This is a genomic window from Sphingosinicella sp. BN140058, from assembly GCF_004135585.1.
In the GTDB taxonomy this organism is placed as follows: Bacteria; Pseudomonadota; Alphaproteobacteria; order Sphingomonadales; family Sphingomonadaceae; genus Allosphingosinicella.
This window is the reverse complement of sequence record NZ_CP035501.1, coordinates 5,391,678-5,413,790: the sequence shown is the minus strand read 5'-3', so window position 1 is coordinate 5,413,790 and position 22,113 is coordinate 5,391,678. Positions and strand designations below refer to the sequence as shown.

Here is a 22,113-nt window from a genome sequence, read left to right as displayed (position 1 = left end):
AGCAAAGCCTTCGAAAGCACGACGCCCCATCACGGGTGCTGGACTGTCCCAATAAGACTCACCGTATCTAAACCGATTGTTGAGCCCTCGGCCCGAGAGTAGACCGGGCGCGGCGGACGATTTGCCGCCGGGGAGAATCTCGAAATGCGCGCTGCGGGCGGATCGGCGCCGCTGTTCATTCTGTCCTTCCGTCACCGCGATGAGCTGACGGAGGCGGCGCAGCGTTCCGGCTGGCGGCCGATCGCCGCGCGCAGGGCGGACAATGCGGAGAGCCGCTTCATCGCCTCCGGTGCGCTGGTGGCGATCGTCGATGCCCGCGGGGCGCTGGCGGAGGGACGCGATGCGGTGCGTGCCCTCGCCGACTGCATCGAGACCAACATGGCGGCGATGCTGGTGTTGCTGTCGCGCACCGACGAGGCCGCGCTCGACGACCTTTATGCAGCCGGCGCGACCCATTTCCTGGTCAGCCCCTTCAGCGAGCAGCAATTGCTTCACGGCGTGCAGTTCGCCCAGCGCCTGGCCGAACGGATCGGCGGTGGCCGCGCCCGCCGGCGGACCGACGAAGGCGGAGTCGCCCGCCAGGCGGCGTCGTGGCGCTGGCAGCCCGGCTCGGCAACGGTCGAGCTCAGCCCTGCACTGGCCCGCCGCGCCGGCCTCGGAGAGGAACAGGGGCAGCGGATCAGCCTGCTCGACCTGTTCCGAAAGCTCGATTCGGACGGGCGCAAGGCGGCGAGGGGCGCCGTCGATCGACTGCTTTCCACCGGCCATTCGACCGCCTTCGCCCATGCGGACGTCGATGGCGGCGGCGTGCGGCTCGCCCATCATCTCCGCGTCGAGGCGGAAGGCGTCGTCGGCCAGACCGAAACGATCGCGGCGCCGTCCGATACCGGCGCGTCGCTGTCCCGCGATCCTATGACGGGGCTGCGCGATGCCCGTGCGGCCCGCGCCTGGATCCAGGCGCAGCTGGACGAGCGCGAGGCGGGGAGCGCGCCGGCGCTGATCGTGCTGCTGCTCGCCGTCAGCCGCTTCGACGCGATCAATGCCGCGTTCGGCCGCACGATCGGTGACGAAGTCCTCCAGGCGGCCGGGCGGAGGATCGAGCGGTTCGTCGACCCGGACGGGCGCAAGCGGCTCGTCGCCCGGATCGCCGGCGCGGAATTCGCGGTCGCACTCGCACCGCCGGCGAGCCTGACCGAGGCCCGGTTTCTCGCGGGTCAATTGGTCGAAGCGATCGGCCGCCCGTTCATGTCAGGCGACCACGTCGTTACCCTCGGCAGCCGAGTCGGGATTGCCGCTGCGGACACGGGCGACGACGCGACCCGCCTGCTGCGCCGTGCCAGCGCTGCGCTTGCCGAAGCCAAAACGGCCGAGGCGGGGCCGATCCACGTGCTCGATGCCGATGCCGCGACCGACAGCGCGCTCGGCGATCGCCTCGAGGTCGATCTCCGCCGCGCCCTCGATCAGGACGAGATCGAGATCCTGTTCCAGCCCCAGGTCTCGATCGCCACCCGCAGGATCGTCGGGGCGGAGGCGCTGGCTCGCTGGCGCCATCCGCAATTCGGCGAGCTTGGCGCCGTCACCCTGTTCAACGTCGCCGAGCGCTCCGATTACCTCGTCCAGCTTTCGGATCACGTGCAGCGCAAGGCGATCGCGGCTGCGGCGGCGTGGCCGGGAAGCCTCGGCGAGCTCCGCCTCTCGGTCAACATCACGGCCGCCGACATCGTCCGCCCGAACTTCGCGGCTTTGTTCACGCAGATGGTCGACGAGACGGGATTTCCTGCCGATCGTCTCACCGTGGAGGTTACGGAGAGCGGACTGATCGAGGATCTGGGTACGGCCGGGAATCTCCTGGCCCAGCTTCGCCAGGGCGGCCTCAGGATGGCGATCGACGATTTCGGCACCGGCTATTCGAGCCTCGCCTATCTGAAGGCGCTTCCGCTCGACTATCTCAAGATCGACAAGAGGCTGGTCGAGGATATCGGCGGCAGCCACCGCGACCAGGTGGTCGTGCGCAGCGTCATCGACATGGCCCGTTCGCTCGGCCTTGGTGTGATCGCCGAGGGTGTCGAGACCGAGGACCAGCTTGCCTTGCTCGCGCAGGAGGGCTGCACGCTCTATCAGGGGTTCCTGTGTTCGCCGCCGGTGGACGCCGCGCGACTGGCCGCCCTCGTCGAGGCCTGATGACCGCCCGGGTGATGAACATCGCGGGGCTGTGGATGGGCAGCTTTTCCTATCCCTCCCGGCGCGGGCCGACGACGCCCTTCCTGGCCCGGATCGAGGATGACTCAGGCGCCTTGTCGGGGACGATCATCGAGCCCAACACGATGGGTCCCTCGAGCGACAGCCTCGAAGCCGTGCTGCGCGGAAGCCGTCACGGCAAAGAGGTCGACTTCACCAAGATCTATGACGGCGCCAGCGATGCCGCGCACGCCGTCGATTACGTCGGCCGCCTTTCCGGCGACGGCAACACGATCACCGGCATATGGAGCCTCGCCGACCTCGACGGCACGTTCGAGATGTACCGCGAGGCCGTCTGGGAAGAGAAGGCCGGCCAGGAAGCCGAAGTGGTGAAGCTCTAACGACTCCCCACGGGGACCTTAGCCCACGATCCGCGCCAACCCCTTCGACAGCTGCAGCGCGCCATTGATCCGTGCTGCGGGATCCGGCCAGTTGCGGGTGATCACCAGCTTGCTGTCGGGCCTCAGCTTCGCCGTCCCTTTCAGCCGCTGCACGTAGGCGATCAGGCCCTCGAGATCCGGAAAGCGATCGTTGTGGAAGTGGACGAGCGCGCCCTTGGCGCCGACATCCAGCTTGATCACCGATGCCCGGCGGCAATTGAGCTTGATCTCTATCACCTTCAGCAGGTTGTTGGTTTCGGCCGGCAGCTTGCCGAAGCGATCGATCAACTCGGCCGCGAACGGCTCGAGCTCCGCGGCGGTCTCGAATTCGTTCATGCGCCGATAGAGGCCCATGCGCAGATCGAGATCGGGCACATATTCCTCCGGAATGAGGATCGGCGCATCGACGGTGATCTGCGGCGAGAAATCGTCCGTCGGCTTGAGCTTGCCGCCCGATTTCGCCTCCAGGATCGCATCCTCGAGCATCGACTGGTAGAGTTCGAAGCCGACTTCCTTGATGTGCCCGGACTGTTCGTCGCCGAGCAGATTGCCCGCGCCGCGAATGTCGAGATCGTGACTGGCGAGCTGAAAGCCGGCGCCGAGCGTATCGAGATTGGCGAGCACCTTCAGCCTCTTGTCGGCGGCCTCGGTGACCGTGCGGGTCTCGCGGGTTGTGAAATAGGCATAGGCCCGGGTCTTCGAGCGGCCGACGCGGCCGCGCAGCTGGTAGAGCTGGGCGAGACCGAAGCGGTCGGCACGATGGACGATCAAAGTGTTGGCCGAGGGGATGTCGAGGCCGCTCTCGACGATCGTGGTCGACAGCAGGACATCGTATTTGCGATCGTAGAAGGCGCTCATCCGCTCCTCGACCTCGGTCGGCGCCATCTGGCCGTGGGCGGTGATGAACCGCACTTCGGGCACTTCGTCGCGCAGAAACTGCTCGAGATCGGCAAGGTCGGCGACCCGAGGCGCCACGAAATAGGCCTGGCCGCCACGATAATGTTCGCGCAGCAGCGCTTCGCGCAGCACCACCGGGTCCCAGGGCATGACATAGGTGCGCACCGCCAGACGATCGACCGGGGGCGTCTGGATCACGGACAATTCGCGAAGCCCGGACATCGCCATCTGCAAGGTGCGCGGGATCGGCGTCGCGGTGAGGGTGAGGACATGGACGTCCGCCTTCATCGCCTTCAGCCGCTCCTTGTGCGTGACGCCGAACCTTTGCTCCTCGTCGACGATGACGAGCCCGAGATTCTTGAACTCGATCGATTTGGCGAGGATCGCATGGGTGCCGATGACGATGTCGATCTGGCCGGCGGCGATGCCGTCCTTGGTCTCCTTCGCTTCCTTGGCGGTGACGAGTCGCGACAGACGGCCGATCTCGATCGGAAAGCCCTGAAAGCGCTCGACGAAATTGTTGTAATGCTGGCGCGCGAGCAGGGTGGTCGGACAGACCACGGCCACCTGCATACCCGCCATCGCCGCGACGAAGGCGGCGCGGAGCGCGACCTCGGTCTTGCCGAAGCCAACGTCGCCGCAAACGAGACGGTCCATCGGCCGCCCGGCGCCCAGGTCGCCGACGACGTCGTCGATCGCACGCTCCTGATCCTCGGTCTCTTCATAGGGGAAGCGATCGACGAAGGCGGCAAAGCCGGTGTCGGGCTCCGCCGCGGGTGCCGGCCGCAGCGCCCGCTCGGCCGCGGTGCGGATGAGCTCGCCCGCAATCTCGCGGATCCGCTCCTTCATCCGCGCCTTACGGCGTTGCCAGGCCTCGCCGCCCAGGCGATCGAGCGTCACTCCGTCGCTCTCGTTGCCGTAGCGCGAGAGGATGTCGATATTCTCGACCGGCACGTAGAGCTTGTCGCCGCCGGCATATTCGAGCGCGACGCAATCGTGGGGCGATTTGCCGACCGGGATCTGGGTCAAGCCCTCGTAGCGGCCGATGCCGTGATCGGCATGGACGACGAGATCGCCCGGCGAGAGCGTCGCGAGTTCGCTGAGGAAGGCGTCGGCGGACTTCTTGCGCTTGCGGCGGCGAACCAGGCGGTCGCCGAGCATGTCCTGCTCGGTCAGCAGAGCGAGATCGGCGGTGGTGAAGCCATGGTCGAGCGGCAGCACGGCGAGGGCGACCGAGCCCTGCGCGCCGGCGCCCTGCGCCTCTTGCCAGGTTTCGACTTCCACCGCCTTCTTGAGGCCGTGGTCGGCGAGCAGGCCCTTCAACCGCTCGCGCGCACCCACCGAGTAACTGGCGAGAACCACCTTCTTCTTGCCGCGGCGGAGGCTCGCGACATGCTCTACCACCGCTTCGTAGACATTGACGTTCTGCGATCGCTCCGGCGCGAAATCCCGCGGCGCGTCGACCTCGAAGTCGAGCACGGTGGCGCTCTCCGGCTCGTGGAAGGGCGTGGCGAGGTGGAGCGGCCGATCCTCAATGATCCCCTGCCATTCGTCCCGGCTGAGATAGAGCGTCTGCGGCTCGAGCGGGCGATAGCTTCCCGGATCCGAGGATTGGGCGCGCGTGCGATTCTGATAATAATCCGCGATCGCCTCGAACCGCGCGTCGACCGCGCCGGCATCGTGCGCATCGCGCACGACCAGATCGTCGGGCGAGAGATGGTCGAACAAAGTCGCGAGCCGTTCCTCGAAGAGCGGCAGCCAGTGATCGAGGCCGGCCTGGCGGCGACCTTCGGACACCGCTTGGTAAAGGGGGTCGCCGGTCGCGGTGGCGCCGAATTTCTCGCGGTAGCGCGAGCGGAAACGTTTGATGCTGTCTTCGTCGAGCAGGGCTTCGGAGGCCGGCAGCAGGGTGAAACCATCGACGCTGCCGCTGGTCCGCTGGGTCGCCGGATCGAAGCGACGGACACTCTCGATCTCGTCGCCGAAGAAATCGAGGCGAAGGCCCTCGCTCTCACCGGCCGGGAACAGATCGACGAGTCCGCCGCGCACCGCATATTCGCCGGCATCCTGCACCGTATCCGTCCGCTGGTAGCCGTTGGCGGTGAGCAGGCGGGTCAGCCGATCGAGATCGATCCGCTCACCCGGCGCGAGCCGCGCGACGAGCTGCCGCACCCGGAACGGCGTCAGCGTGCGCTGGGTCGCCGCGTTGACGGTGGTGACGAGCAATTGCGGCTTGTCGCTCTTTCCCTGCAACGCATGCAACGTCGCCAGCCGCTCCGACGAGGCGCGAAGCGAGGGCGAGCTGCGGTCGTAAGGCAGGCAATCCCAGGCGGGAAAGCTCAGCACGTCGAGCTCCGGCGCGAAATAGGTGGCAGCGTCGGCGACGTGGCGCATCGCGGCCTCGTCCGGCGCGACGAACACGGCGCGGCCCTTGGCGGCACGGGCCAGATCCGCGGCGAGCCACGGCAGGAATCCGGCCGGCGCGCCAGCCAGGGTGATCGGCGCATTCGCCGTCAGGATACGTTTGAGATCAGTCACTTATTTTGGGTGCTTTATATAGTTCACCACCTGCAGGCGGCGCATCATCTCGCCATCATATGCCGGCGGCGGAGGCGCGGTGCCGATCGCCCAGGCCATGATGTCGACGTCCTGCTCCTCGAGCAGAGCTTCGAACCAGTCGATCTCCGCCGCGCTCCAGGTCTCGCCATAGGTATCGAAGAACCCGCCGATCAGCAGGTCCGCTTCCTTGGTGCCGCGATGCCAGGCGCGGAAGCGGAGACGTTTCAAACGGGGTTCGCGATCCATGAGGTCCCATAGGAGAGTGTCCGCACGGGCTTTCGGATCCCGGTCGGCGTTGATACGAGGTCCATCTAGTTATGCGCCCCGACATTCTCAATCCGCTGTTCGCCGAAGTGGAGGTGCTGAAAGGCGTCGGCCCCGGCCTCGCCAGGCCGCTCAAGCGGCTCGGCCTCGATCGCGTCGTCGACATTCTCTTCCACCTCCCGGTGAACTGGATCGATCGCAAGAAAGTGGACGCGATCGACATGGCCGATGCCGGCCGGGTGGTGACGGTGGAGGTTACCCCGGTCGATTACCGCCAGAGCGGCGGCAGGGGCCCGTTCCGGGTCGCCGCACGCGATCGCGCCGGCAACATCCTGACGCTGACCTATTTCAACAATCCGGGCTGGGCCCGCAAGCAATTGCCGTTGGGCGAGGCGCGAGTCGTGTCGGGCCGGATGGACAGCTGGGGCATGGAGCTGCAGATGGTCCACCCGGACTATGCGCTGCCGCCGGAGGAAGCCGGTGATCTGCCCGAGCGCGAGCCGGTCTACAGCCTTTCCGAGGGTCTCTCGAACCGGCGCCTCGCCGATTTCGCCGCGCAGGCGCTCGCCCGCTTGCCCGCTCTCGACGAATGGATCGAGCCGAGCGTTCTGACCACCCGGGGCTGGCCACGCTGGGAGGAAGCACTGCGTCTGGCCCATGCAAGCCCCGGCGCCGGCGGCGCGCGCGAGCGGCTCGCTTATGACGAGATCTTCGCCAATCAGCTTGCCTTGATGCTCGTTCGCGCCTCGTCGCGAAAGCGGCGGGGACAGCCGCTCAAGGGCGATGGCCGCCTCCGCGACGCGCTGAAGCTCCCTTACGCCCCGACTGGAGCCCAGAGCCGCGCCATCGCCGAAATCGAGGGCGATCTGCAGCAGGTGCAGCCGATGCTGCGCCTGCTGCAGGGCGACGTCGGATCGGGAAAAACTTTGGTCGCCTTGATGTCGATGCTGATCGCGGTCGAGGCGGGGGCGCAGGCGGCCTTGCTGGCGCCGACCGAGATCCTCGCCCGCCAGCATTTCGAGAACATCACGCGCCAGCTCGCCGGCCTGCCGGTCAACGTCGCCATCCTCACCGGGCGCGAAAAGGGGAAGGCCCGCGAATCGACCCTGATGGGCCTCGCCGACGGATCGATCGACATCCTGATCGGCACCCACGCCATCTTCCAGCAGGCGGTGCAATATCGCCGGCTCGGCCTTGCCGTGGTCGACGAACAGCATCGCTTCGGAGTCGCCCAGCGGATGATGCTGGCGAGCAAAGCCGAGCGGCCGCCCCATCTGCTGGTGATGACGGCTACGCCGATCCCGCGCACGCTGACCCTCACCCAATATGGCGAGATGGACGTCAGCCGCCTGGACGAGATGCCGCCGGGGCGCCAGCCGATCGAGACTCGGGTGATGAGCTGCGATCGCCTGCCCGAGATCGTCGAGGCGCTCGGCCGCCACATTCAAAGCGGCGGCCAGGCTTATTGGGTGTGCCCGCTCGTCGAGGAGAGCGAGAATAGCGACCAGGCCGCAGCCGAGGACCGTGCGGAGACCTTGCGAACGATCTTTGGCGCTGATCGGGTGGGCCTCGTTCATGGCCGGATGAAGGGGCCGGAGAAGGATGCCGTCATGGCGGCATTTCAGCGCGCCGAGCTCAACGTCCTAGTCGCGACGACGGTGATCGAAGTCGGGGTCGATGTCCCCAACGCCACCTTGATGATCGTCGAAGGCGCCGAGCGGTTCGGCCTGGCACAGCTTCACCAGCTGCGCGGCCGGGTCGGGCGCGGGGAGGGGCGCTCGGTCTGCCTGCTGCTGCGCGGCAACGCGCTCAGCGAAACCGGGCGCGCCCGGCTGGCGCTGATGCGCGAGACCAATGACGGCTTCCGGATCGCCGAGGAGGATCTGCGGCTGCGCGGGGCGGGCGAAATTCTCGGCACCAAACAATCGGGCGAAGCGCAATTCCGCCTCGCCGATCCCGAGCAGATCCAGCATCTGGCGCAGATGGCGAGCGACGACGCCCGCTTGCTCGTCGATCGCGACGGCGGGCTCGACGCGCCGCGGGGGCAGGCGGCGCGGGTATTGCTGTACCTGATGGAACGCGATGCCGCGGTGGAGTTGCTGCGCTCGGGCTGAAAACCGGGCCCGCTGCCCGCCGCCCGGGATCAGCGGGTCAGGATGCCGTGCTTCTTCTTGCCGGCCGAAATGCGGACTTCGCCGGTCGCCGTCACCGGTCCGTCTTCGTCGACCTTCTCGCCGTTCACCTTGGCGCCGCCCTGCGCGATCAGCCGCCGTGCCTCGTTCTTCGACGCGACGAGGCCGAGCCCGACCAGGGCGTCGACCAGCATGATCTCGCCGGTCACCGCGAGCGAGGGCAGGGCTTCGCCCGCCGCGCCTTCCTCGAACGTCTTGCGGGCGGTCTCCGCCGCGCCGCGGGCTGCCTCCTCGCCATGGGCCATCGCGGTCGCGGCATCGGCGAGAATTTTCTTTGCCTCGTTGATCTCGCTGCCTTCGAGGCGCTCCAGCCGGGCGATCTCCTCGAGCGGCAGATCGGTGAACAGGCGCAGGAACCTGCCGACGTCGGCATCCTGGGTGTTCCGCCAGAATTGCCAATAATCATAGGGCGCGAGCTGGTCCGCGTTGAGCCAGACCGCGCCGTTCATCGTCTTGCCCATCTTGCCGCCGTCGGCGGTGGTGATCAGCGGCGTCGTCAGCCCGTAGACCGAGGTGCCGTCGACCCGGCGGGCGAGCTCGATGCCGTTGACGATATTGCCCCACTGATCGGAGCCGCCGAGCTGCAGCCGGCAGGCGGCACGGCGCGAGAGCTCGAGAAAGTCGTAGCCCTGGAGGATCATGTAGTTGAATTCGAGGAAGCTCAAAGATTGCTCGCGGTCCAGCCGCAGCTTGACGCTGTCGAAACTCAGCATCCGGTTGACCGAGAAATGCTGGCCGATCTCGCGCAGGAAGGGGATGTATTCGAGCTTGTCGAGCCAATCGGCATTGTCGACCATGACCGCGTCGGTGGGGCCGTCACCGAAACGGAGGAACGGCTCGAACACCCTTTTGATGGATGCGATGTTCGCTGCGATCGTCTCCTCGGTGAGCAGCTTGCGCGCTTCGTCCTTGAAGCTCGGATCCCCGATCTTGGACGTGCCGCCACCCATTAGCACGATCGGCTTGTGACCCGCCTGCTGCAGGCGCCGCAGCATCATGATCTGCACCAGCGAGCCCACGTGAAGCGACGGCGCCGTCGCATCGAAGCCGATATAGCCGGGCACGATTTCCTTGGACGCGAGGGCATCGAGGCCTTCGGCGTCGGTCAGCTGGTGGATGTAACCGCGCTCGTCGAGCAGGCGAAGGAGATCGGAACGGTAGCTCATGGCGGCGCCGGTTAGCATGGGCCCGACTCAACAAAAAGAGCCGGTCTGCAGGCATCGCGTGCCTCTGCGCTTGTCCCGCTCCGCGAGTCTTTCTAGTCCGCTGGGATGCCGCTCAGTTTGCCGCTCGTCTGTCATCCGGCGTCGCCCTGCGGCGCCCTCCGCGGAATCGAAGTCGAGCTCACCCGGCTCGGCGGTCGCCGCGGTGCCCGGCGTCTGGCGCTTCGCTATGTCGCGAACGGCAATCTGCGAGCGCTGGAAGCGCCCTTTCACGTGACGCACAAGGACCGGGCGGACGAGCTTTGGCGCCACACCTGCTTCGAGGCGTTCGTCCGGATCGGGGACAGCGTCGACTATTTCGAATTCAATTTCGCCCCGGATGGACAGTGGAACGCATATCATTTTGAGGATTACCGGACCGGCATGACGCGTGAGGCCGCGGTCGACCCGCCGGGGATCGGCAGCTACATTCGCGACGTGCCGCTCGCCCCGCAGCACAAGGCAGGGCTTGAAGCGGCGGGCGTGGATCCGTTCGACCGCTTCGACACGCCCTTCTTCATGCTCACCGCCACAGCGGATCTGGAACGGACGCGGCTTCCGATCGATCAGCCCTGGCACGTTGGGCTTTCCGCAATCATCGAAGAGCGCAACGGCACCCGCTCTTACTGGGCGTTGAGACACCCGCCGGGCGAGCCGGATTTCCATCATCCGGATTGCTTTCAACTCGAACTTCCACCAGCGAGACCCGCATGAAATTCGGAATCGACCGCCTGCTCGCCGATCGCTCCCTTCGCGCGCCGCTGGAAAACCGGCGCGTCGCCTTGCTCGCCCATCCGGCGTCGGTCACCGAGGATCTTCGCCACAGCCTCGACGCGCTCGCCGCCTGTGAAGGCATCCGGCTTACCGCGGCGTTCGGCCCGCAGCATGGCCTGCGCGGCGACAAGCAGGACAACATGATGGAATCGCCGGATTACAGCGATCCCGTCCACAACATCCCGGTGTTCAGTCTGTATGGCGAAGTGCGGCGTCCGACCGGCCAATCGATGGGAACGTTCGACACGATCCTGATCGACCTGCAGGATCTCGGCTGCCGAATCTACACCTTCATCACGACCTTGCTCTACGTCCTCGAAGCCGCGGCGGAGCACAAGAAGGCGGTATGGGTGCTCGATCGTCCCAACCCGGCCGGGCGCCCGATCGAAGGCCTGACACTTCGCCCCGGCTGGGAGAGTTTCGTCGGCGCCGGCCCGATGCCGATGCGGCACGGCATGACCCTGGGCGAGCTCGGCCGCTGGTTCATCGACGTCTACAAACTGGACGTCGATTATCGCGTGATCGAAATGGACGGCTATCGGCCGGAGGAGGGGCCCGGCTACGGCTGGCCGCTCGACGAGCGAATCTGGATCAACCCGAGCCCGAACGCGCCCAATCTGTCGATGGCGCGCAGCTATGCCGGCACCGTCATGCTGGAGGGTACGACCCTATCCGAAGGACGCGGCACCACCCGGCCGCTCGAGATCTTCGGAGCGCCCGATATCGACGCCCGTGCGATCCTCGGCGAAATGCAGCATCTGGCCCCCGAATGGCTGGCCGGATGCGCGCTTCGCGACATCACGTTCGAGCCGACTTTCCACAAGCATGTCGGCCAGCTCTGCAGCGGCCTCCACATTCATCCCGAAGGGCGCTTCTACGATCATCAGGCGTTCCGCCCCTGGCGGCTGCAGGCGCTGGCGTTCAAGGCGATCCGCCGGCTGCAGCCCAATTACGATCTCTGGCGCGACTTTCCTTACGAATATGAATTCGGCAAGCTCGCCATCGACGTCATCAACGGCGGACCTGCGCTCCGCGAATGGGTCGACGATGCCGGCGCGGCGCCCGGTGATCTCGACGCCCTAACGGCCGGAGACGAAGACGCCTGGCTGGACGCGCGCAGGCCATACCTCCTCTACTGAAGGAGACTCCTCCAAGTCGGACGAGTCCTGCAGTCCCTGGTTGACTCCGTTCCTCGATTGGAGCGACCTTCTCCCGAGCTTGGCAAAGCCGTGGGGGGGCAGGCGAATGGCGCAGGAGAACGGGCCGGCACGCGCCCGGCTGGAACAGAAGCGCCGCCGCGAAGCGGTGCTCCGAAGCCTGTTGTTCGAGATGCAGGGCGCCCGGCGGTTCACGCAGGACACGCCGATCCTTCCCGAGGTCTGGATCTCCTACGACACGCCGGACGATCCATTCGCCGAGCCCCAGGATCTTCTGCTCACGCCGTCTTATGGCGGGCTCGCCGGCCGGGTCGCCCAGGAACTGCGGCCGGTGATCGACGAAGCCCGCACTCTGACAGGACGCCCGCCGGCCCGCATCGTGCACCTTCCGGGGGTCGTCGCGGCGAGCCTCTATCTCGACGAATTGCTGCAGATCGTGCTGCCGAGAACCAATTGGTGGCACGAGCAGATGTTCAAGCATGCCAATCCGGGTGCGCCGAGCGCGCAGCCGGCACCGAGCCAGGAAGATCAGGCGGCGGCGGCGAAATCCACCCTTCCGCTCGGGCTCGATTGGCTGGTGGACGTCGTCGCGTTCCTGGTCGGAACTGGCGATGCCCCCGATGCCGATGATGAGGCGAAGGCCGAACAGGCGGTGATCGGCCATGCCGCCTTCGACACGGAAAGCTTGCCTCCGATCACGATCGGCCGCGTCGCCACCAACCGTCCCGCCGAGCCTGCCATCACCCAGTCGACGCTTGCGGTGAAGGCGGATGCCGCACGGCTGCTGTTCAACGTATCCTGCGCAAGCGTAACCTGGGCAATCATCGATAGCGGCATCGACGGCAGCCACCCGGCCTTCGCCAGCCACGATCCGGTGACCGGCGCTCCGGGGCCCACGCGCGTGATCGGGACCTACGATCTAACCCTGATCCAGCAATTGCTCGATCCCCGCTACATCTCCTCCCTGTTTCGCGAAGGCGCGGCGCTGACACCCGAGCAGCAGACGCTCAAGGCGCGCTATCAGCTCAACCTCAAGCTGCGCGGCATGGCGGATACGGATGCACCGCGCCTCGGCCGGCAGCTCGCCGATCGGCTGGACAACGGCTTCGAGCTCGACTGGGGGCTGATCGAGCCGTTCCTCTGGGTCGAAGCCCCCGGGACCCCGAGCCGCGGCCACGGCACTATGGTCGCCGGAGTTCTCGGTGCCGACTGGCGCGGCGACCAGGCGCCGTATACCGTCCGCATGCAGGGCATCTGCCCCGACATCAAATTATACGACTTCCGCGTGATCGGTGCCGACGGCAGTTCGCAGGAATTCGACGTCGTCGCCGCCCTGCAACTGATCCGCTACCTCAATGCCCAAGCCGACCGGCGGACGATCCACGGCGCCAACCTCAGCCTGTCTACGATCCACGACGTGACTTCTTATGCCTGCGGCAGCACCCTCATCTGTCAGGAATGCGACCGGACCTGGGCGAGCGGAGTGGTTCTGGTCGCGGCCGCCGGCAATCGCGGTCATGAGCGCTACATGCTCGCGGGAGGGGCGGAGCTTGGCGGCTACAACAGCACGTCGATCACCGATCCGGGGAATGCGGAGGGCGTAATCACCGTCGGCGCCACCCATCGGGCTTTCCCTCATCAATATGGTGTCAGCTATTTCTCCAGCCGAGGGCCGACCGGCGATGGCCGGAGCAAGCCGGATCTGGTCGCGCCGGGCGAGAAGATTACCGGGCCGGTTCCGGATGTCGGCCTGACCACCGACGACGGCACCAGCCTCGCGGCGCCGCACGTCAGCGGTGCGGCGGCGATGTTGATGGCGCGCAATGCGGAACTGGCCGGACGACCGCAGCGGATCAAGGAGATCCTGTGCGGCACCGCGACCGATCTCGGCCGCGAGCGCTACTTTCAGGGTGCGGGCATGCTCGACATCCTGAGAGCCCTGCAATCGGTGTGATGCGGCGAGGCGCCGTTCCTCCGGACGGCGGCCGCGGTGAGAGAGGAGACGGCCATGGACTCCAATGATGTCGCCAACCCTGATGGCGGACCGGCGGAACCGCCGATCGCGTCGCCGACCGAAGTGATCACCGTCGAGGTGCCCGGCGCGCCGCAGCCGGATATGCCGGCGCCGAAGCGCCTGCGCATCGGCCCCAGTGATCAGCCGATCACCGGCGACGGGCCTGTCAAGCTCGAATCGATCATCGGCCTCGACGAGCGCACCCAAATCCTCGACACGCAGAATTGGCCCTGGCGGATGATTTGCGCGCTGGCGATCGAGGGACCCTGGGGCAATTTCGTCGGAACGGGCTGGTTCGTCGGGCCGAAGACGGTGATCACCGCTGGGCATTGCGTCTACGAACCCAATGCGATGGGAGGTTGGGCGACGAAGATCACGCTCACCCCCGGCGCCAGCGGCAGCCAGGAACCCTTCCAATCGGTCGTCGCGACGCGGTTCGAGACCACGGACCAGTGGCTGAACGCCCAGGATCCCGATTTCGACATGGCGGTGATCCACCTCGACGTTGCGCTCGGCAGTCAGGTGGGCTGGTTCGGCGTGGCGTCGCTGCCGGACGCCACCTTGCAGAACTTCCAGGTCAACGTCAGCGGCTACCCGGTCGACAAAGGCGGACGCCAGCAATGGTGGGCGCGCAATCGCATCCGCGGGCTGACGCCCAGGCGAGTCTTCTACGATGTCGATACAATGGGCGGGCAGAGCGGCGCTCCGGTGTTCATCATTCAGAGCGAAGGGGCCGCGCCCCAGGTCGTCGGGATTCACGCTTACGGCGTGGGCGGCGCCGTCCCGGCATCGGTGCCCCAGGACGTCAACTCGGCGCCTCGCATCATTCCGGAGGTGATCACGCTGATCAAGCAATGGGTCGCCAAGGACGGCAGCGGCAGCTGATCCGTCCGCGCCTCATCCGCGGCCGCGTGCTTCGCGCCGGCGGCGATCCGGCCGCGGGGGCGTTCGTCATGGTGGCGTGGGGAACGGCGCCGACGCCCGAAATCGGTATCGTCGCGGATGAAGCGGGCTGCTTTCACGTCGCGCTCCCGGAAGGCCGCTTCCGGCTGCAGGCCAATGCCGAAGAGGCGCAAGGCACGATCGAGCTGGAGATCACGCCGCAAGCGCCGAGCAGGGCGGTCGAGATCATCCTCGACGGCTGAGCCGCTCACGTCTTGCGGGTGAGCGTGCGCATCGCCGCGTCCAGCCCCTCGAGGGTGAGTGCGTACATGCGATCCTGCATCAGCTGCCGCACCATCTGCGTGGACTGGGAATAGCCCCAATATTGCTCCGACGTCGGGTTCAGCCACACGGCGGAGGGATAGGTGGTCACCATCCGCTGCAGCCATGTCGCCCCAGCTTCTTCATTATAATGTTCGACGGAGCCGCCGGGGTGGCTGATCTCGTATGGGCTCATCGACGCGTCGCCGACGAAGACCAACTTGTAATCGTGTCCGAACTTGTGGAGCACGTCCCAAGTCGGCGTGCGCTCGGAGAAACGGCGGCGATTGTCCTTCCAGACGCTCTCGTAGACGCAATTGTGGAAATAGAAGAATTCGAGATTCTTGAATTCCGACGTCGCCGCCGAGAACAGCTCCTCGCAGATCCGGATGTGCGGATCCATCGATCCTCCGACATCGAGGAAGAGCAGCAGCTTGACGGCATTGTGCCGCTCGGCCCGCATCCGAATGTCGAGCCAGCCCTTGCGCGCGGTGCCGTCGATCGTGCCGTCCAGATCGAGCTCATCGGCGGCGCCTTCGCGGGCAAACCGCCGCAGCCGGCGCAGCGCCACCTTGATGTTGCGGGTGCCGAGCTCCTTGCTCCCGTCCAGGTTCCGGAACTCGCGTTTGTCCCACACCTTGAGCGCCCGGCCGTGCCTTCCTTCGCCGCCGATCCGCACGCCTTCGGGATTGTAGCCGCCATGGCCGAACGGCGAGGTGCCGCCGGTGCCGATCCATTTGCTGCCACCCTGGTGCCGTTCCTTCTGCTCCTCCAGCCGCTTCTTCAGCGTTTCCATGATCTCGTCCCACGATCCGAGCGACCGGATTTCCTCCATCTGTTCGGGCGTCAGATAGAGTTCGGCCACCTTGCGCAGCCATTCCTCGGGCACCGGCTGGGCGTCGGGTCCGTAATCGGCCTCCAACCCCTTGAAGACCTTGCCGAACACCTGGTCAAATCGATCGAGCAGGCTCTCGTCCTTCACGAAGGTGGCGCGTGCGAGATAGTAGAAATCCTCCGGACGCGACGCGATCACCTCCGCCTGCAGCGCTTCGAGCAGGATGAGATGTTCCTTGAGCGAGGCCGGAATGCCTGCGGCGCGGAGCTCGTCGACGAAGGAGAAGAACATTGCGCCTGTCTACGGCCGGTCCTTGTCGTACGCCAGCCATTCGCTGGTTAACGAGCTTTCAACGTCTCCCGCTTAAGCTGCCGCCGAACCGGAAGTGAAGGGGGACCTGTGGCAAGTTCTGCGATCGAGGCGCCGGATGGCAACGCCATCAACATCGTCGCTCGCAATTGCGGCTCGCTGGCGATCGAGTGCAGCGACGTATCGGGCTATGTCGCCGGGGTTTCCGAACGAATCTCGTCCAATCTGCGCACCCTCGACACGCTCGAGGAAGTGACCAGCCGGCTTCTGCTCGACCAGGCGCGGGTCGCCGAATCGACCGACGAGGCCCGCATCCTCGCCGAACAGGCGCGCGACAAGCTCGGTCAGGGCCGGGCGGCGATCGAGGATACGATCACCATCTTCAGCGGCCTTACCGAACTCGTCGTCCAGCTCGGCGAACGCATGGCCGGCTTCGCCGACGCGATGAGCCGCGTGCAGAAGGTCTCGAGCAGCATCGAAGGCATTGCCTACAAGACCAACATGCTCGCGCTTAATGCGACCATCGAGGCCGCTCGGGCGGGGGAGGCTGGGCGCAGCTTCGCAGTGGTCGCCGCCGAGGTGAAGAAGCTCGCGCACGACACCCGTGCCGCCACCAGCGAGATCGCGGCCACCGTCGCCTCGCTCACCCACGAGGCGGAAGCGGTGACCAGCGAGATCGAGACCGGGGTCGAACGCAGCCGCGAGGCGCAGAGCGGCTTTGCGGCGATCACCACCACGGTCCGCGACGTCGCCGACATCGTCGCCATGGTCGATCGCCAGACGGACGGGATCGCCCAGTCGACCAGCCTTATCCAGCAAAGCGTCGATCGGGTGAAATCGGGCCTGTCCAACTTCGCCGCCGATGCGCGCGAAAATGGCGGACAGCTGCACTCCGCGCACGAACGCCTGAGCCAGCTCGAGCGGCTCTCGGGCGACATGCTCGATCGCCTCGCCAGCTGCGGCGTTCGGATCGACGACACGCGCTTCATCGAGCGGGCCCAGCAGGTCAATCGCGAGCTCACCGCGCTGATGGAGGGCGCGGTCTCCCGCGGCGAGATCGCGACTGACGACATGTTCGACTTCGACTATGTGCCGATTCCGGGCACCGATCCGGTTCAGTTCAACACCCGCTTCAACGACTGGGCCGATCTCCACATCCGGCCGATCCTCGATCGGGTGAGCGCCGAGGATCCGCGCTACATCGGCTGCGTCGTGAGCGACATCAACGGCTACCTGCCGACCCATGTCACCGACCGCTCGCACCCGCAGGGGCCGGACGTCGCCTGGAACATCAAGCATTGCCGCAATCGCCGCAACATGCTCGACGACGCCACCCGCCGCGCCATCGAAAGCGACAAGGAAGCGATGCTGGTCACCTACCGCATCTACCTCGGCGACGGACGCTACCTGCCGGTCAAGAACGTCTTCGTGCCGCTCCGCGTCAACGGACGCCGCTACGGCAATTTCGAGCTCGCCTATCGCGACGAGGCGATGCGGCTGGAATAGCGGAAACGCGCCGGATCAGCGGAACAGCCGCGTCGCCGCGAAGGTCAGCGCGGCGATGATGCCGGCCGCCGGCAAGGTCAGCACCCAGGCGACGACGATGTTGCCCGCGACGCCCCACCGCACCGCCGAGGCACGCCGGGCCGCACCGACGCCCATGATCGCGCCGGTGATGGTATGGGTGGTCGACACCGGAACGCCGAGCGAGGTCGCCGAGAACAGCATGATCGCACCGCCCGTTTCGGCGCAGAAACCCTGGTGCGGGGTCAGCCGCGTGATCTTCGATCCCATCGTGTGCACGATCCGCCAGCCGCCCATCAAGGTGCCGAGCCCCATCGCGGTCTGCGCCGACAGCACCACCCACAAGGGCACATGGAATTCGCCGCCGAGATAGCCTTGCGAATAGAGCAGGACGGTGATGATACCCATCGTCTTCTGCGCATCGTTGGCGCCGTGGCCGAGCGAATAGGCCGCCGCCGAGAGCAGTTGCAGCCGGCGGAAGGCGCGATCGGCGGTCTTGGCGGGAACCGGGCGGACGATCCAGGAGGTCAGCGCGACGAGCAGGATCGCGACGATCATGCCGAGGATCGGCGACAGGAAGATCGCGACGGTGGTCTTGATCACGCCCGAGGCGACGACGACCGCGGTTCCGGCCTTGGTGATCCCGGCGCCGAGCAGGCCGCCGATCAGCGCGTGGCTCGACGACGAAGGAATGCCGAGCGCCCAGGTGATCACGTTCCACGCGATCGCGCCGGTCAGAGCGGCGAAGATCACCGCCGGATCGATGATGCTCGCGTCGATGATGCCCTTGCCGATCGTCTCGGCGACGTGGAGGCCGAAGAACAGGAAGGCGATGAAGTTGAAGAACGCGGCCCACAGCACCGCCAGCTGCGGCGAGAGGACTCGTGTCGAGACCACGGTTGCGATCGAATTGGCGGCGTCGTGGAGACCGTTGATGAAGTCGAAGGCGAGCGCGATCGCGATCAACGCGACGAGCAGCGGAAAGGCGAGGGTGGCTGTCATCGTCCGCTCAAGCGTGATCGATCACGATGCCCTGGATCTCGTCGGCGACGTCCTCCAGCCGATCGAGTACCCGCTCCAGATGGCTGTAGACTTCACGGCCGACGAAGAAGACCATCGGCGTCGTCGTTGCATTCGCCTGGTAGAGCGCTTTCAGCCCCTGCTCGTGCAGATCGTCCGCACGGCCTTCGAGGTGGACGATCTTCTCGGTCAGCTCATGGAGTTGCGCGGCATTCTTGCCGATGTTGCGGAGCAGAGGCACCGCTTCCGCAACCAGGCGCGCCGCGTCGGCGGCAAGGCCGGCGATCTCGCGCATCTGGGGTTCGAAGCTCGACACTTCGTAGAGGGTGATCGCCTTGGCGGTCTGCCACATTTCGTCCACAGCATCGTCCATCGACGAAATGAGGCCGGTGATCGCGCTGCGATCGAAGGGGGTGATGAACGAGCGGCGCACCGCGACGATGACGTCGCGGGTGACGTCGTCGGCACGGTTCTCGTGCGCGCCGATGGCCGCGCAGGATTCTGCGACCGGCGTCTCGCCCTTGAACATCCGAACCATCGCGTCGGCGCCGGCGACGATCGTTTCCGCATGCTGCGCGAACAGATCGAAGAAACGTTCTTCCTTGGGCATCAGCCGCTGGAATGCCTTGAACATGAATTATCCCCGTTGATTGTGCGCGCGCCTAGCAGAGGCGCCGGAGCTTAGCAAAAGCCGCCCTCGAGCCGGCGGAGAAGTTGCTTGAGATCGGGTTCGTCGACGATTTCGGCGGCGTCCGCCGGCGCGAACCAGCGCCGCTCGCGCTCACGTGCCTCGGGCCACGTGGCGAGTTCCTCGATTACGCGCATCTCGAACAATTGGACGTGCGTCGGCACGACGCTGCCGTTCTTGCGCTTCTTGTCGTAGCGATAGCTGCCGAGCGGATCCGGCGCGATGGTGCCGCGGACGCCCGCTTCCTCATAAGCTTCCTGGGCGGCGGACGCCGCCGGCGACAGGCCGCCGATCGGGTTGCCGCGCGGCACCACCCAGCGACGAGTCTCGCGGGACGTGATCAGGAGCACCCTCAGCGCTCCCGCCTCGACCCGCAGCGGTACCACTCCATATTGGACGGCCAACGAATCCTCTCCAGTCATCGTCTCGTCATGCAACAAAAAGCCGGGCGTAACGATCCGTCCGCTTCGAATAACGGTCAATCGGCTGCGCGGTCCTCCACCGGCGACGATGCAAGCGGCGGACTGGCGCGATCGGCGACCTGGCGCTTTCCGTCGATGACGATCGGCGATGCGACGGAAGGAATGCCGCCGAGATCGAGACGAAGACCGCGTGCGATTACCTGCGGATCGGCGAACACTTCGGCGACCGAGTTGATCGGGCCGGCAGGAACGCCCGACGCCGCCAGCGCGGCGAGGAGTTCGTCCTTGCCGCGCTGAAGCAGGGCCGGGCCGAGCGCCGCCGCAAGCGCGTCCCGATGGCCGACCCGCTGGGCGTTGGAGGCGAAGCGCGGATCGTCGGCGATCCCGGTCTGGCCGAGCAGCACGCACAATCGGCGAAACTGCCCGTCATTGCCGACGGCGATGATCACCCAGCCGTCCCGCACCTGGAACGTCTGGTACGGCGCGATGTTCGGGTGGGCATTGCCGAGCCGCTTCGGCGTCTCGCCCGAGACCAGATAGTTCATCGCCTGATTGGCGAGCACCGCGACCTGGGTGTCGAGCAGCGCCATGTCGATGTGACAGCCGCGCCCCTCGGCGGCGCGGCCATGAAGGGCCGCGAGGATCGCGTTCGAGGCATAGACGCCGGTGAAGATGTCGGCGAACGCGACACCGATCTTCTGCGGCTCGCCGGCGGGGTCGCCGGTCAGGTCCATGATCCCGCCCATTCCCTGGATCATGAAATCGTAGCCGGCGCGCGGCGCATAGGGCCCGTCCTGGCCGAAGCCGGTGATCGAGCAATAGATGATCCGCGGGTTGAGCGCCGAGACGGACTCGTAGTCGAGCCCGTATTTGGCAAGGCCGCCGACCTTGAAATTCTCGATCAGGATATCGGCCTCGGCCGCCAGCGCGCGGACCTGCTCCCGGCCCTCGCGGCTCTCGAAATCGATCGCGAGCGATCTCTTGCCGCGGTTGCAGCTGTGGAAATAGGCGGCGCTGCCTTCGCCAGGGACGAAGGGCGGGCCCCAACTGCGCGTATCGTCGCCGCTGCCCGGCCGCTCGACCTTGACCACCTCGGCGCCGAGATCGGCCAGCAACTGGCCGGCCCAGGGCCCGGCGAGGATCCGCGCGAGCTCGAGAACTCGCAGGCCGGAAAGCGGCTTGTCCATCAGAAGGCGGAATGGCCGGTGATGGCGCGGCCGAGGATCAGGCCATGGACGTCGTGCGTGCCTTCATAGGTGTTGACCGTTTCCAGATTGGCGGCATGGCGCATCACCTGGAATTCGGCGGAAATGCCGTTGCCGCCGTGCATGTCCCGGGCGACTCGCGCAATGTCGAGCGCCTTGCCGACATTGTTGCGCTTGATCAGGCTGATCGTGTCGGGGATGAGTTCGCCCTCGTCCATCCGCCGGCCGACGCGCAGCGCCGCCTGGAGGCCCAGCGTGATCTCGGTGATCATGTTGGCCAGCTTCATCTGAACCAATTGGGTGGCGGCGAGCGGGCGGCCGAACTGCTTTCGATCGAGCGTGTAGGTCCGCGCCGCGTGGAAGCATGCCTCGGCCGCGCCCATCGCGCCCCAGGCAATTCCGTAGCGCGCGCGGTTGAGGCACCCGAAGGGGCCCTTGAGGCCGCTGACGTCGGGCAGCAAATTTTCCTCAGGCACTTCGACGCCGTCCATCACGATCTCGCCGGTGATCGAGGCGCGCAGCGACAATTTCTGCCCGATCTTGGGCGCTGAGAGCCCGGGCATGCCCTTTTCGAGAATGAAGCCGCGGATGGCGCCGTCATGGGCATCGGACTTGGCCCAGACCACGAACACGTCCGCGATCGGCGAGTTGGTGATCCACATCTTGGCGCCGCTCAACCGATAGCCGCCGTCGATCCTGGCTGCCCGGGTCCGCATTGATCCCGGGTCCGATCCGGCATCGGGCTCGGTGAGGCCGAAGCAGCCGACCCATTCGCCGCTCGCGAGCTTGGGCAGATATTTCTGCTTCTGTGCTTCCGAACCGTAGGCGTTGATCGGGTGCATGACCAGCGACGACTGCACCGACATGGCCGAGCGATAGCCGCTGTCGACCCGCTCGACGGCGCGGGCGACGAGGCCGTAGCTGACGTAGTTGAGCCCGGCGCCGCCATATTCCGTCGGCACCGTTGCGCCGAGCAGGCCAAGCGCGCCCATTTCCGACATGATGTCGCGGTCGAAATTCTCGTGAAGATACGCCTCGGTGACGCGCGGCTGCAGGCGTTCCTGGGCATAGCCCTCCGCCGTGTCGCGGACGAGCCGCTCCTCGTCGGAAAGCTGCGCGTCGAGCGCAAAGGGATCGGCCCAGTCGAAGCGGCCAATGGCGGTGTCGGACATTCGCGTTCCTCGAAGGAAAGGATGGATTGCTGCACCCCTTCGCGTGTCGAAGGCGGGA

At 66.4% G+C, this 22,113-nt stretch carries 18 protein-coding genes; 9 read left to right on the top strand and 9 right to left on the bottom strand.

What is annotated here, in order from left to right; genetic code table 11:
- The first annotated feature begins 144 nt into the window (after positions 1-144).
- On the top strand, positions 145-2,181 hold the full coding sequence (locus ETR14_RS24560) for a bifunctional diguanylate cyclase/phosphodiesterase (protein ID WP_206185909.1): 2,037 nt from the start codon (positions 145-147) through the stop codon (positions 2,179-2,181).
- The gene (locus tag ETR14_RS24555) at positions 2,181-2,579 is read left to right on the top strand and encodes a hypothetical protein (protein ID WP_129390286.1); all 399 of its coding nucleotides are present in this window, start codon (positions 2,181-2,183) and stop codon (positions 2,577-2,579) included. The genes ETR14_RS24560 and ETR14_RS24555 overlap by 1 nt, the downstream gene beginning before the upstream one ends.
- Positions 2,580-2,597: 18 nt before the next feature.
- On the opposite strand, the gene mfd is transcribed toward ETR14_RS24555, so the two are convergent.
- Positions 2,598-6,053, bottom strand: coding sequence for a transcription-repair coupling factor (mfd, locus tag ETR14_RS24550; RefSeq protein WP_129390283.1), 3,456 nt, complete (start codon positions 6,051-6,053; stop codon positions 2,598-2,600).
- Positions 6,054-6,320, bottom strand: coding sequence for a succinate dehydrogenase assembly factor 2 (locus tag ETR14_RS24545; protein ID WP_129390280.1), 267 nt, complete (start codon positions 6,318-6,320; stop codon positions 6,054-6,056). It lies immediately after the preceding gene.
- A gap of 71 nt (positions 6,321-6,391) precedes the next feature.
- On the opposite strand from ETR14_RS24545, the gene recG reads away from it, so the two are divergent.
- Positions 6,392-8,452 (top strand): ATP-dependent DNA helicase RecG, encoded by a 2,061-nt coding sequence (recG, locus tag ETR14_RS24540; protein ID WP_129390277.1) that lies wholly within the window; start codon positions 6,392-6,394, stop codon positions 8,450-8,452.
- Between the two features lie 29 nt (positions 8,453-8,481).
- On the opposite strand, the gene tyrS is transcribed toward recG, so the two are convergent.
- On the bottom strand, positions 8,482-9,696 hold the full coding sequence (gene tyrS, locus ETR14_RS24535; protein WP_129390274.1) for a tyrosine--tRNA ligase: 1,215 nt from the start codon (positions 9,694-9,696) through the stop codon (positions 8,482-8,484).
- 105 nt (positions 9,697-9,801) lie between these two features.
- Here tyrS and ETR14_RS24530 point away from each other — a divergent pair, with 105 nt between their 5' ends.
- The 5 genes from ETR14_RS24530 (at position 9,802) to ETR14_RS24510 (ending at position 14,822) form a co-directional block, all read left to right on the top strand.
- Positions 9,802-10,446, top strand: coding sequence for a DOMON-like domain-containing protein (locus ETR14_RS24530; RefSeq protein ID WP_129390271.1), 645 nt, complete (start codon positions 9,802-9,804; stop codon positions 10,444-10,446).
- Positions 10,443-11,645 carry an exo-beta-N-acetylmuramidase NamZ domain-containing protein gene (locus ETR14_RS24525; RefSeq protein ID WP_129390268.1) on the top strand — a complete coding sequence of 401 codons (1,203 nt, stop codon included), beginning with the start codon at positions 10,443-10,445 and terminating at the stop codon, positions 11,643-11,645. Before ETR14_RS24530 ends, ETR14_RS24525 begins: the two co-directional genes overlap by 4 nt.
- A gap of 106 nt (positions 11,646-11,751) precedes the next feature.
- On the top strand, positions 11,752-13,617 hold the full coding sequence (locus tag ETR14_RS24520) for a S8 family peptidase (protein ID WP_206185907.1): 1,866 nt from the start codon (positions 11,752-11,754) through the stop codon (positions 13,615-13,617).
- A 54-nt stretch (positions 13,618-13,671) separates the two neighbouring features.
- The gene (locus ETR14_RS24515; RefSeq protein WP_129390265.1) at positions 13,672-14,562 is read left to right on the top strand and encodes a serine protease; all 891 of its coding nucleotides are present in this window, start codon (positions 13,672-13,674) and stop codon (positions 14,560-14,562) included.
- Positions 14,532-14,822, top strand: coding sequence for a carboxypeptidase-like regulatory domain-containing protein (locus ETR14_RS24510; RefSeq protein ID WP_129390262.1), 291 nt, complete (start codon positions 14,532-14,534; stop codon positions 14,820-14,822). Before ETR14_RS24515 ends, ETR14_RS24510 begins: the two co-directional genes overlap by 31 nt.
- Positions 14,823-14,827: 5 nt before the next feature.
- On the opposite strand, the gene ETR14_RS24505 is transcribed toward ETR14_RS24510, so the two are convergent.
- Positions 14,828-16,006 carry a VWA domain-containing protein gene (locus tag ETR14_RS24505; protein ID WP_129390259.1) on the bottom strand — a complete coding sequence of 393 codons (1,179 nt, stop codon included), beginning with the start codon at positions 16,004-16,006 and terminating at the stop codon, positions 14,828-14,830.
- A gap of 108 nt (positions 16,007-16,114) precedes the next feature.
- On the opposite strand from ETR14_RS24505, the gene ETR14_RS24500 reads away from it, so the two are divergent.
- On the top strand, positions 16,115-17,530 hold the full coding sequence (locus ETR14_RS24500; RefSeq protein WP_129390256.1) for a methyl-accepting chemotaxis protein: 1,416 nt from the start codon (positions 16,115-16,117) through the stop codon (positions 17,528-17,530).
- 15 nt (positions 17,531-17,545) lie between these two features.
- Here the strand turns inward: ETR14_RS24500 and ETR14_RS24495 are convergent, their stop codons facing one another.
- Genes ETR14_RS24495 through ETR14_RS24480 form a run of 5 tightly spaced genes read right to left on the bottom strand, consistent with a single transcriptional unit; the run spans position 17,546 to position 22,055 of the window.
- Positions 17,546-18,550 carry an inorganic phosphate transporter gene (locus tag ETR14_RS24495; protein WP_129390253.1) on the bottom strand — a complete coding sequence of 335 codons (1,005 nt, stop codon included), beginning with the start codon at positions 18,548-18,550 and terminating at the stop codon, positions 17,546-17,548.
- A gap of 7 nt (positions 18,551-18,557) precedes the next feature.
- Complete coding sequence (locus ETR14_RS29450) at positions 18,558-19,202, bottom strand: DUF47 domain-containing protein (RefSeq protein WP_243455674.1); 645 nt, start codon at positions 19,200-19,202, stop codon at positions 18,558-18,560.
- Between the two features lie 47 nt (positions 19,203-19,249).
- Entirely contained in the window at positions 19,250-19,678 is a 429-nt protein-coding gene (locus tag ETR14_RS29445) for an NUDIX hydrolase (protein ID WP_243455673.1), read from the bottom strand.
- Positions 19,679-19,734: 56 nt separating this feature from the next.
- Complete coding sequence (locus ETR14_RS24485; protein WP_129390251.1) at positions 19,735-20,865, bottom strand: CaiB/BaiF CoA-transferase family protein; 1,131 nt, start codon at positions 20,863-20,865, stop codon at positions 19,735-19,737.
- Entirely contained in the window at positions 20,865-22,055 is a 1,191-nt protein-coding gene (locus ETR14_RS24480) for an acyl-CoA dehydrogenase (protein WP_129390248.1), read from the bottom strand. The genes ETR14_RS24485 and ETR14_RS24480 overlap by 1 nt, the downstream gene beginning before the upstream one ends.
- Positions 22,056-22,113: the final 58 nt, after the last annotated feature.